Annotated in this window: 14 protein-coding genes; 13 read left to right on the top strand and 1 reads right to left on the bottom strand. The window is 42.0% G+C overall.

Annotated features, from left to right (window positions below):
- The first annotated feature begins 56 nt into the window (after positions 1-56).
- From PY091_RS11660 to PY091_RS11640, 5 genes are all read left to right on the top strand, one after another.
- Positions 57-1,466, top strand: coding sequence for an MBL fold metallo-hydrolase (locus tag PY091_RS11660; RefSeq protein WP_275649831.1), 1,410 nt, complete (start codon positions 57-59; stop codon positions 1,464-1,466).
- A 7-nt stretch (positions 1,467-1,473) separates the two neighbouring features.
- Complete coding sequence (locus PY091_RS11655) at positions 1,474-1,854, top strand: rhodanese-like domain-containing protein (protein WP_275649830.1); 381 nt, start codon at positions 1,474-1,476, stop codon at positions 1,852-1,854.
- A gap of 91 nt (positions 1,855-1,945) precedes the next feature.
- Positions 1,946-2,290 carry a rhodanese-like domain-containing protein gene (locus PY091_RS11650; protein WP_275649829.1) on the top strand — a complete coding sequence of 115 codons (345 nt, stop codon included), beginning with the start codon at positions 1,946-1,948 and terminating at the stop codon, positions 2,288-2,290.
- Positions 2,291-2,307: 17 nt separating this feature from the next.
- Entirely contained in the window at positions 2,308-2,580 is a 273-nt protein-coding gene (locus PY091_RS11645; protein WP_275649828.1) for a heavy-metal-associated domain-containing protein, read from the top strand.
- On the top strand, positions 2,577-3,578 hold the full coding sequence (locus PY091_RS11640; RefSeq protein WP_275649827.1) for a c-type heme family protein: 1,002 nt from the start codon (positions 2,577-2,579) through the stop codon (positions 3,576-3,578). The genes PY091_RS11645 and PY091_RS11640 overlap by 4 nt, the downstream gene beginning before the upstream one ends.
- Before the next feature lie 7 nt (positions 3,579-3,585).
- Here PY091_RS11640 and PY091_RS11635 read toward each other — a convergent pair whose 3' ends face one another.
- On the bottom strand, positions 3,586-4,461 hold the full coding sequence (locus PY091_RS11635) for a sterol desaturase family protein (RefSeq protein ID WP_275649826.1): 876 nt from the start codon (positions 4,459-4,461) through the stop codon (positions 3,586-3,588).
- A 253-nt stretch (positions 4,462-4,714) separates the two neighbouring features.
- Here PY091_RS11635 and PY091_RS11630 point away from each other — a divergent pair, with 253 nt between their 5' ends.
- The 8 genes from PY091_RS11630 to PY091_RS11595 all read left to right on the top strand — a co-directional run bounded on the left by PY091_RS11630 (position 4,715) and on the right by PY091_RS11595 (position 11,616).
- Positions 4,715-4,921 (top strand): YgaP family membrane protein, encoded by a 207-nt coding sequence (locus PY091_RS11630; protein WP_275649825.1) that lies wholly within the window; start codon positions 4,715-4,717, stop codon positions 4,919-4,921.
- A 171-nt stretch (positions 4,922-5,092) separates the two neighbouring features.
- Positions 5,093-6,355 (top strand): NAD(P)/FAD-dependent oxidoreductase, encoded by a 1,263-nt coding sequence (locus PY091_RS11625; protein WP_275649824.1) that lies wholly within the window; start codon positions 5,093-5,095, stop codon positions 6,353-6,355.
- Positions 6,356-6,450: 95 nt separating this feature from the next.
- Entirely contained in the window at positions 6,451-6,579 is a 129-nt protein-coding gene (locus PY091_RS11620; protein WP_275649823.1) for a hypothetical protein, read from the top strand.
- 132 nt (positions 6,580-6,711) lie between these two features.
- Complete coding sequence (locus tag PY091_RS11615) at positions 6,712-8,085, top strand: cytochrome ubiquinol oxidase subunit I (protein ID WP_275649822.1); 1,374 nt, start codon at positions 6,712-6,714, stop codon at positions 8,083-8,085.
- 4 nt (positions 8,086-8,089) lie between these two features.
- Positions 8,090-9,127 (top strand): cytochrome d ubiquinol oxidase subunit II, encoded by a 1,038-nt coding sequence (cydB, locus tag PY091_RS11610; protein WP_275649821.1) that lies wholly within the window; start codon positions 8,090-8,092, stop codon positions 9,125-9,127.
- Positions 9,128-9,272: 145 nt separating this feature from the next.
- Complete coding sequence (locus PY091_RS11605; RefSeq protein ID WP_275649820.1) at positions 9,273-9,947, top strand: DUF2202 domain-containing protein; 675 nt, start codon at positions 9,273-9,275, stop codon at positions 9,945-9,947.
- A gap of 70 nt (positions 9,948-10,017) precedes the next feature.
- Complete coding sequence (locus PY091_RS11600) at positions 10,018-11,475, top strand: NAD(P)/FAD-dependent oxidoreductase (protein WP_275649819.1); 1,458 nt, start codon at positions 10,018-10,020, stop codon at positions 11,473-11,475.
- Positions 11,476-11,481: 6 nt separating this feature from the next.
- Complete coding sequence (locus tag PY091_RS11595) at positions 11,482-11,616, top strand: hypothetical protein (protein WP_275649818.1); 135 nt, start codon at positions 11,482-11,484, stop codon at positions 11,614-11,616.
- Positions 11,617-11,729 lie beyond the last annotated feature (113 nt).

Raw genomic sequence — 11,729 nt, 5'->3', positions numbered from 1 at the left:
TTTGGTCACAGAACAATATGAATCACAAGACTATATTTGGTAAAAACCATTATCACATGAAGATCGAACAGATATACACAGGATGCTTGGCCCAAGGGGCGTATTACATAGAAAGCGAAGGAGAAGCTGCCATAGTGGATCCATTAAGGGAAGTAAAGCCCTATATAAAGACAGCCGAAGAGGATGGAGCAAAGATCAAGTACATTTTCGAGACCCATTTCCATGCCGATTTTGTGAGCGGACACGTTACACTGGCCAAAGAAACTGGCGCCGAGATTGTTTACGGTCCTACCGCAAAGCCTTCTTTCGATGCGACAATAGCAGAGGACGGTCAAGAATTCAAATTGGGCAAATTGACTATAAAAGTGCTTCACACCCCAGGTCATACAATGGAAAGTTCCACTTTTCTGTTGAAGGACGAGAATGGAAAGGACCATGCTATCTTTAGTGGGGACACCTTGTTTTTGGGTGATGTGGGACGTCCAGATTTAGCTCAAAAAGCGGCACATATGACCCAAGAGGAACTTGCCGGCACCTTATTCGACAGTCTTCGCGAGAAAATAATGCCCTTGGCGGACGACGTTATCGTTTATCCTGCGCATGGAGCTGGTTCTGCCTGTGGTAAAAACATGATGAAGGAAACAGTCGATACTTTGGGCAATCAGAAGAAAATGAACTATGCCCTAAGAGCGGATATGACCAGGGAAGAGTTTATCGACGAGGTCACCGAAGGTCTTTTGCCACCACCACAATATTTCCCTCTCAACGTAAAAATGAACAAGGAGGGATACGAAGATATCGATACCGTTCTAAAACGTGGTACACATGCAATGAGTCCCGACGCGTTCGAAGTCGCGGCCAATGAGACCGGTGCCATTGTATTGGATGTACGTCATCAGGACGATTTTGCCAAGGGACATGTTCCAAGATCTATTTTTATTGGATTGAACGGAAGCTTTGCGCCATGGGTAGGTGCCCTGATCGCCGATGTGGAGCAACCCATCCTTTTAGTTGTGCCAGAAGGTAAGGAAGAGGAGACCGTGACCCGTTTGTCTCGGGTAGGTTTTGACCATACATTGGGGTATTTAAAAGGAGGAATCGAGGCCTGGAAGGCAGCTGGCAAGGAATTCGATACTGTAGAAAATGTAAATGCCAAGGAATTCAAGGAAATGGTGGATAAGGGAGTCCCTGTTTTCGATGTAAGAAAAGAATCCGAATATAAAGCGGAACATGTAGTGGACGCTCATTTGACACCCTTGGAATACCTGAACGATCATTTGGCGGAATTTCCGGAAAAGGATAAATTCTATATCCATTGTGCCGGAGGGTACAGGAGCATGATAGCCTCTTCCATCTTAAAGAGTAGGGGAATCCACAACTTAGTGGATGTTTCCGGAGGTTTTGCGGAGATAAAAAATGCAGGCGTTCCGGTGACCAATTATGTATGCCCATCAACCCTAAAATAAGCGGGAAATGCGTGTAGTACCAAAGTTGGCCCTCTACCTGTTGTTTTTTATGGGGGTTGTTTCCTGTCAATCACAACAAGGGAACGCCATAAAGCGCATCGACAAACAGACCTTAAAGGAAGATGTTATAGGTAAGGATGTGCAATTGCTCGATGTAAGGACACCGGGCGAATATAAAGCGGGACACATCGAGGGAGCTGTTAATTTTGACCTGAGCAAGCCAAGTAATTTTTTGAAACAGTTGGAGGAGCTGGACAAGGATAGGCCTGTTTACCTCTATTGCCTGGTAGGGTCCCGAAGTGATTATGCGGCCAAAGTTTTGGAAGAGCAGGGTTTTACAAAAATATTCGATTACTCCGGCGGTTATGCCGATTGGGTCAGAGACTAAAATGTAGTGATTTCGATTGCTTGTGTAACCAGCGTTACTGACCAGTCATTTAATCGTAGGTATTTTGGTCCTGTAAATTTTAAAATAGCATATGTCGTTATTAAGCTTTTTGTTCAAAGGGCAGTCACTTCCGGATGAAATCCAAATTTTGGATAGGGAAGAATATAAAAAGGCCATTTCCAAAGGAAAGGTACAGCTGGTCGATGTAAGAACCAAAGGAGAGTTTATGTCGGGTCACATAAAGGGGGCCAAGAACATAGATTTTTTTCAAGGTTCGGCATTTGACAATGCATTTTCAAAAATAAATAAGGAAAAGCCCGTATACCTGTATTGCCAATCCGGCAATAGGAGCCAACGTGCAGCTCGTAAACTGGTAAAAATGGGTTTTACCGAAGTGTACGACCTTCGGGGAGGCTATAGGACGTGGAGTTATTAACCTGGAATCAAGGCTGAATGAAAACAACATTGCAAGTACAAAACCTTAAATGTGGTGGATGTGCGAAAACAATTTCCAATAAACTCTCGGAAATAAAAGATATTAAAGATGTGATTGTGGAGAAGGATAGCTCATCGGTTAGCTTTGATCATCAAAGCGCCGATGATGCTTCCTTAGTTAAAGAAACCCTCAGAAAATTGGGTTATCCTACCATCGACGAACAAAATGGCCTAGTGGAAAAAGCAAAATCCTTTGTTAGCTGTGCCAGCGGAAAAATGGCAAGGGAATGAAGCCATTTTCCATTTCCATAGTACTTTTTTTATTGATGCTTTCCTGCAAACAGGGTCCCAAAACTTCTGACGGAGACCCTGAACCAGTGGCTCAAGTGTCCACTACTTCTCCGGAAGAGGGGAAAAAGTTAATGGAGAGCAAATGTTATCTCTGCCATAATCCATCGGTTCCCGAAAATGGTCAGCGCATTGGACCGCCCATGGTGGCCGTTAAAGCACATTACCTTGATGCTTACAAGGATAAGGAAGCATTTGTAAAGGCGGTTATGGGGTTTGTAAACGCCCCATCGGAAGATAACACCCAAATGCGAGGTGCGGTCCGACGATTTGGTCTAATGCCCGCACAACAATTTCCAGAAGAGGAAATCCGTAAGATAGCCGAGTATATGTTCGACTATCAAATTGAGGAGCCCGATTGGTTCAAGGAGCATTGGATGGAACGTAGAGGTGATTCCCTGTACAATAAGGGTAAAAAACCCAGTAAATCATCTTCGGAGCAAGGTCCCAAAGAACTAGGGATGAAGTATGCTCTGGAAACCAAAAAGCTCTTGGGACAAAATTTAATGGGGACCATCCAAAACCAAGGTGTGGAAGAAGCTGTTCTGTTTTGCAACGAAAGAGCCTATCCTTTAACGGACAGCATGTCCACAAACTTCAATGCTCGCATTAAAAGAGTTTCGGATAAGCCCAGAAACCCAAATAATAGAGCAAACGCCGTAGAATTGACACATATCGAAACTTTTAAAAATAAAGTGGCTGCAGGAGAATCTGTGGAGCCTATTTTAAAGGAAGAAAATGGAGAGGTGTATTTCTACTATCCCATTGTTACCAATACCATGTGCCTGAATTGCCATGGTAAACCGGAAACGAATATTGCACCGGAAGTCTTGTCCCATTTGTCCCGTTTATATCCAGATGATGAGGCCATAGGTTACGGGCCGGATGAGGTCAGGGGTATTTGGAGTATTGTTTTTGATGCTTCAAATAGCGGGAAATAATCCCTTTTCAGTTTTTCGGCTTTTTAAAACCATATACCAACTGCCCCCAGAATCCCTTTGGTAATTTTTCGTCCCCAGGGAACCCCAATTTTATTTTTCCACCACTTTCTGGAATGTAGTTGGTCTTGAAGATATAATCCCAAATACTTAAACTTATTCCAAAATTGACCCCATACGAACCTTCTGGTATGGTGTAGGCATGATGGTACAGGTGCATTACCGGATTGTTCAAGATATATTTCAAGGGACCGTAGGTAATTTTAATATTGGCATGGTTAAAATGGCCAATGGCAATAGCTGCAAAGTGAACTATATAGGCCTGCTCAGGTTCAAATCCCCCCAAAACCATTACCCCCAAAGATTTTAGAGGTTTGTAGAGGATGTTCTCCATCCAATGGAACCTTAGGTGCGCTGCAAAGCCCATTTCCTTTACACTGTGGTGCACTTTATGAAACTGCCATAACATGGGGTATTTGTGCAAAAGCACATGGGTAAACCATTGGACAAAATCGAGAATCACAAAAAACACGAGCAATTGAACCCATTGCGGCCAATGGGCAATATCCACAATGGTCAACGTAGTTGCGGTGATGCCCAAATCCTTAAAAAGCACACCGAGCAATTTGTAAACACCACTGATCACAATGGCGAAAATGAAAAAGTTGAAGAACATGTAAAATGCATCCAACCAAAAGTCCTTCCTAAATATGGATTGCTCTTTCCGCCAGGGAAAAAGAATTTCCAGTCCCCATACGACCAAGGATATTAAAATTAGGCCCCAAAAATAATTGGAATACCAGGGAACTTCGAACAAAATGGATTTCCATGTCCATCGTACCGTTCCCAAAAAACCATTGGCCAGAGCATCAAAATATTCAGTCATAATCACTAAATCTTAGGTCGTGCATCCCAGTTTGGACTTACGTAGGGTTATCATGACTTTCTCCAAAGTACTGGAATACACCAAAAATAAATATACTTTAAAAAATACAGGGGCATTGTAACCAAGGTTACGCTAGAGCTCAGATTCAAAACCTACTTTTGAATTGTGCTCTTTAAGTAGCCATGACTGATAATATGCTGACGATCAGTTTCTTTTTGGTAACTTGTATGTTGCGAACCGTAAACTATCAATTATGAAAAAAAACATGGGCGGTGCAGACCGTACAATTCGAATCATCTTGGCGCTTGGTGTAGGGGCACTGTATTATTTTAATGTGATTACAGGAACACTGGCATATGTACTGCTGGCTTTAGCGGTCATTTTTGTCTTAACAAGCTTTGTTAGTTTTTGTCCTTTGTACACCCTCTTTGGGATCAATACATGCAAGGTCAAGAATTAGGTTTTTTGGTTGGTTGATAAAGGAAGCCGCTCTGAAAGGAGCGGCTTTTTTTATAAACAATGATAAAATTCATATAAAACCGATTTCAAATTGTCAATTATGTAACATTGGTTACAATAAATTATGATATTCCTCAATATTTTACCAAGAATTGAATTTAACTAAACAAACATGAAATCACATTATCAAGTTTTAATAATTGGTGGAGGAACTGCTGGTATAATGACAGCAGGCCAATTATTGAGAAAAAACAACAAGCTGGATATTGGTATACTGGAGCCCTCGGAGACACACTATTACCAACCTGCATGGACATTGGTAGGGGCCGGGGCCTATGAGTTTGATAAAACGGCCAAGCCTATGTCCGAGGTTATGCCCAGTGGAGTGGACTGGATCAAGGAAAGGGCATCTGGGTTTATTCCGGAAAAAAATACAGTGGTCACGGAAAGTAGTGGGGATATTACCTATGATTATTTGGTAGTGGCCACAGGCCTCGTCATGGAACCAAGTATGATCAAAGGACTCCCAGAGGCCTTCGAAAAAGGAGTGGCATGTAGTAACTATATCGACCCCGAGTTTACATGGGAAACAATAAGGAACTTTAAAAAGGGAAATGCACTGTTCACTCAGCCCACTACGCCGATCAAATGTGGTGGTGCCCCCCAGAAAATTGCTTATCTGGCGGCCGACTACTTCAGAAAACAGGGACTAAAGGATAACACTCATGTAATTTTTGCAACGCCAGGTTCCGTAATCTTCGGTGTTAAGGAGATTCGAGAGACCTTAAACAAGGTGATCGATCGTTATGGAATCCATTTTAAACCGTTCTACGCACCAAAGGAAATAGATGTAGAGAACAAGATCGTGCACTTTAACCACTCTGCACCGGAGGAAAACCGATGTGTAATTAATGAGGACAACGAACTTGGTGAAAAAATGATCGGTGATGTGGATATTCAAGTACCATTTGATATGTTGCACATTGCACCTCCGCAAGCGGCACCTAAATTTGTGAGGGAATCCGTATTGGCCAACCAAACAGGTTGGTTGGATGTGGACCATTTCTCCATGCAGCACAATAAATTCCCGAATATTTTTGGTCTCGGAGATGTGGCAGCATTACCTACGGCAAAAACCGGAGCTGCGGTTCGTAAGCAAGTTCCGATAGTCGTTGAGAACGTAATGAGTTTGATCAATGGTAAAAAAGCCGAGAACCATTCCTATAATGGCTATTCCTCATGTCCATTGGTAACAGGTTATGGAAAAATGACCTTGGCCGAGTTTGATTATAACAACAACTTTATCCCCGATCCAAAATTAAAACGCATGTTGGTCTTTAACAGTGCCAAAGAACATTGGAGGCTGTGGATGCTTAAAAAATACGGATTGCCCCATTTGTATTGGAACAAAATGATGAAAGGGAAAAACGTTTAATCGACATTTGATTTTAGTATAGTGTTTATGAGCAATATCATATTTTAAAGGAGGCATACCCATTAAATTTGATTCAAAATTAAAACCAATACATTGTGAAAGTACTGAATCATATTCCTCTTGTAGTATGGGAGAACGGTATCTGGATGATAGGACTGTTTGCCCTTGTGGTCATTATTTTGATAGTTGCAGTTTTGGACATGATGAACAGTGGTAAAAAATAAACACTAACCACATATTTAAGGATGGATTTAGCATAAGGATATTTTGTTTTTATGTTAAATCCATTTTTTTGTAACATGTGTCACCTTTAAGAACAGTAGGGCGGTGTATTTTTGAAGGACAAAATACTATCCATGGAAACCGAAATTCTCGCCCGGATTCAATTTGCCTTTACTGTAGCCTTTCATTACATCTATCCTCCCCTGAGTATCGGGATTGGATTGCTTTTGGTCATTTTCGAAGGCACTTACATTCGTACCAAAAATGAAATCTATCATAAGCTCGCCCGTTTTTGGACTAAAATTTTCGCCCTCACCTTTGGTATCGGTGTAGTTACCGGTATAGTTATGGAATTTGAGTTTGGTACCAACTGGGCCGTTTATTCCCGCTATGTTGGGGATGTCTTTGGTAGTGCACTTGCCGCCGAAGGTATATTTGCCTTTGCACTGGAAAGTGGATTTTTGGGCATATTGTTGTTTGGTTGGAACAGGGTTAAACCATGGGTGCACTTGGTTTCAACCATTGGTGTGTTCTTGGGTTCCATGTTCTCTGCTATTTGGATCGTTGTAGCCAATAGTTGGCAACAGACCCCCGCAGGTTTTCATATTGTCGGGGAGGGAATGGATGCCCGTGCTGAGATAACCGATTTTTGGGCCATGGTGTTCAATCCGTCCAGTGTGGACAGACTCACCCACGTGTGGTTGGGAGCCTTTTTGGCCGGGGCTTTCTTGGTGCTGAGCGTACATGCCTATTATTTGATCAAAGGCAAGTATGTAGAAATTTCCAAAAAGGCATTTAAGATAGCCTTGGTAGTTGCTACAATTTTTTCTTTGGGTCAACTGTTTACTGGCCATCAATCTGCGGATGGAGTGGCGGAGAACCAGCCTGCAAAACTTGCTGCCCTAGAGGGACATTTTGATGCATCCGCACCTGCCGATATGTATATAATGGGCTGGGTGGATAAAGAAAAACAGGAAGTCAACGGTATTAAGATACCCGGTGGATTATCCTTATTATTGGATTATGATGTTTCGGCACCTGTAACAGGTCTTAATGCTTTTCCAGAAGATGAGCGCCCTTCACAGATCAATGCAGTTTTCCAATTTTATCATATTATGGTCGCCATTGGAATGGCATTGATTTTTTTGACCCTATTGGCCAGCTTTATGTGGTGGAGAGGCAAGTTGTTCGATAAAAAATGGCTGTTGTGGGTATTTGTTTTTGCCGTTTTCCTTCCTCAAATTGCTAATCAAGTGGGCTGGTTTGCTGCGGAGATGGGAAGACAGCCATGGGTGGTTTACGGTCTTTTACGGACAGATCAAGCCTTTTCCCAGGCCGTTTCAGATAATCAGATTTTGTTCTCATTGATTTTGTTCTTTTTGGTATATGCTCTTTTGTTCACGTTGTTCATTTATCTCTTGCATAAAAAAATCAAACATGGACCTTACGAAGAATCAGAATCTGACGAAACCCCTTTTGGTGGAACACTAACTCATATGATCAACTAAGCTTATGGAAACTTTTTTAGGATTGGATTATCCCACTTGGTGGTTTTTGGTTGTAGGTGGACTTTTTTCCGGTTATGCCATCTTGGATGGATTTGATTTTGGTGCTGGGGCATGGCATCTCTTTCTGAAAAAAGAGAACAGCCGCAGAATTGCCCTTAATGCAGTAGGTCCGGTTTGGGATGGCAATGAGGTGTGGTTGGTAATCGGTGGTGGGGCCCTTTTTGCAGGTTTCCCCGTAATGTACGCTACCATGTTCTCCTCCTTGTACGTGCCGTTTATGTTGTTCTTGTTGTTCATAATATTCAGGGCCATCTCCATAGAGTTCAGGGGCAAGGAACCCATGCTGTGGTGGAGGAAACTTTGGGATGTCTGTTATAGCATCTCCAGTATTATGTTGGCTTTTTTGTTAGGGGTGGTACTGGGCAATGTCCTACAGGGAATAGCCATTGGGGAAAATTATCAATACCAAGGAGGTGTACTTTTTGAGTTTTTGAACCCTTATGCGCTAATGACCGGCTTTACAACATTGTCCCTATTTATGGCGCACGGTGCTATTTTCCTTCTATTGAAAACTGAAGGAAGGTTATTTGCCAAGTTGACCTTGTTGTTAAAAAGAGGAATGATATTTTTTATGGTGAGTTTTGCCGTGACCACATTGTATACCTTGATCTATATCCCACACCTTTCCGATGATTTCAAAAGTAATCCTGCACTTTTTATAATTCCATTGCTCACATTTCTCAGTATCGCCAATGTGCCACGTTTGGCCGAAAAGCGCAAATACAAATGGGCATTTCTATTTTCCTCATTGACCATTGCATTTTTATTGGTTTTGGTGGCGGTGGAATTGTATCCGGTATTGTTGCGCTCTACCATAGACCCTATGTACAATATAGATATATATAACGCTGCATCTTCTACAAAATCCCTGAAGATAATGATGGTTATTGTGGCTATCGGTACACCTTTGGTCCTCTTTTACACCATTTTTGTCTACAAAACTTTCTGGGGCAAGGTAAAGTTGGACGAGACCAGTTATTAGTATTGGAACTTTTAAACTAACTCAAACATAGAGGCCCTGCTTTTGCAGGGTCTTTTTTTGTTAATGTTTTGTTGAAAATTATAGCTAGGGTAACCATTGTTACAGAGTTTATTAGGGCTAATCGTGACTTTTATAGGAAAAAGCTATGAAAGTACGAATTGAAAAAACCGGGTATGTTTTTATGTTGATGTTGTTTGCGTCCGCAACGATCATTAGTTGTTCGGATTCTAATGACGACCCTTCTGACCCTCAGATTGAAAATAGTATTGATGATGATACCATCGATGATGTAGGCGACGATGTTTCCACTATTACGGAAGAAGATCAAGATGCATTGTTGTTCATGTTGGAAGAGGAAAAACTGGCAAGGGATACCTATAAATTCTTGAACGATTACTGGGGAATGGTTCAATTTGCGAATATAATGCAAAGTGAACAGTCCCATATGAATGCCGTGGAAACCTTGTTGGATGCTTACGATATAGAATATGAAATACTGGAAGATGGCGTCTTCAACAATGAAGCCCTTCAGGCATGGTACGATCAGTTTGTACAGGATGGAATAGTAGATGAGGTAGCGGCGCTAAATGTAGGTGCCACCATCGAAGATTTGGATATTGTTGACCTGGAGGAACATATACAAGCAACAACCAATTCGGACATTGCTGATGTATTTTTAAGTTTGCAATGTGGGTCCAGAAACCATTTAAGAAGCTTTGTGCAAAGTATTGAAAACCTTGGGGAGACCTATACTCCACAATTTCTTGCCCAAGAAGAATATGAAACAATTTTGGAAGGTTCGCGCGAACAGTGCAATTAAATCCAAAAGGATGTGAACGCATCAAAAGGAAAAGGTGCGTGTAATTTTTAACTAAACTTAGATAACTAAAATGGCAAAAATTGTTGTTCTGGGTGCGGGAGTTTCAGGTCATGTAGCTGCTTCCCATCTCAGAAGAAAGCTCTCCAAAGAGCATGAAGTGGTGGTTGTGTCGCCCAATGGAAATTATCAATGGATACCTTCAAACATTTGGGTGGGAACAGGTAGGATGAAACCGAGGGATATCTTATTTCCGTTGGCACCTTTGTACGCAAAAAAGCATATCGATTATAAACAGGCAAAGGCTGTAAGTTTTCATCCAGAAGGTGATAAGGAAGAAGCAAAACCCTACGTATTGTCTGAGTATGTTGTAGGGGATGATAAAGGGAAAAGAGAAAAAGTCACTTATGATTATTTGATCAATGCAACAGGGCCCAAACTCAATTTTGAAGCCACCGAAGGACTTTTCCCGGGAAAAAACAAGACTCACTCTGTTTGCACCTATACCCATGCCCAAGAAGCATGGATTGAGCTGGAAGGGCTCATCAAAGAGATGAAGCAGGGCAAAAAAATCAAAATTTTGATTGGTACAGGTCATGCCAAATCAACCTGTCAAGGCGCTGCATTTGAATACATTTTAAATGTAGAACAAGAGCTGAGAAGACATAAGGTAAGGGATATGGCCGAAATCACTTGGATCTCCAATGAATACAGGCTCGGGGACTTTGGAATGGACGGCATGTTAATGAGCTATGGAAGCAATATCATGAAATCCAATGAGATGGTGGAAATGATATTCGAGGACCGGGGAATTTCATGGATTTTGGGAGCGGCTGTGAATAAGATCAAAGATGGCAAAGCGCATTATGAGACTTTGGACGGTGAATACAAAGAGGAGAGTTATGACTTTGCCATGCTGATCCCATCCTTCTCGGGGCATGGTTTTAAGGCCTATGACAAAATTGGGAAGGATATAACGGATAAACTTTTTAAGGGATTTATGATCGTGGACGCTGATTATACCCCCAAACCGTATGATCAATGGAGCGTTCAGGATTGGCCGGAGACTTATCAAAACCCATCCTACGCCAATATTTTTGCGCCCGGAATTGCCTTCGCACCACCGCATAGTATTTCCAAACCTCGAAAAAGTAAGAACGGGACAGATATAACACCCGCACCACCCAGAACAGGAATGCCGTCAGGAATAACGGCGAAATTGGTCGCCGATAACATTATCGAAATGATCAAACATTCGAACAGTGAACTCCACCACAAGGGTTCCATGGGCAATATGGGGGCCGCTTGTATCGCTTCTGCGGGCTATGGGATGACCAAGGGCAGTGGTGTAAGTATCACCACCTATCCTATTGTTCCCGACTATAAAAAATATCCGGATACCCAAGGCAGAAAATTAGGGAAGACCTTTGGGACCATTGGGCTTGCTGGGCACTGGCTAAAACTGGCATTGCACTACGCATTTATTTATAAAGCAAAAATGAAACCATTTTGGTGGTTAATTCCTGAATAGAAAATTATGACGCAAAGAATATCCAAATACAAACGATTCATGATGATGAACCCGATTGTTCAGTTTTTCAAGTTCATTTATTTGAGCATTAAAGTATTGATTGTGGTTGCAGGCGGACATGGTGGTACCCGCAATGTCTAAGTCCTGATTTTCATCATTGTTAAAGACCCCGATACAGGCTTCCTTTGTAGGAATTTCTCTGAATCGGGGTTTTCTTTTTATGCTGTTTTCTCAGTAACACAAGTTACTGTGCG

This window comes from Flagellimonas okinawensis (genome assembly GCF_029194005.1).
In the GTDB taxonomy this organism is placed as follows: Bacteria; Bacteroidota; Bacteroidia; order Flavobacteriales; family Flavobacteriaceae; genus Flagellimonas; species Flagellimonas okinawensis.
This window is presented reverse-complemented; position numbering and strand designations above follow the sequence as displayed.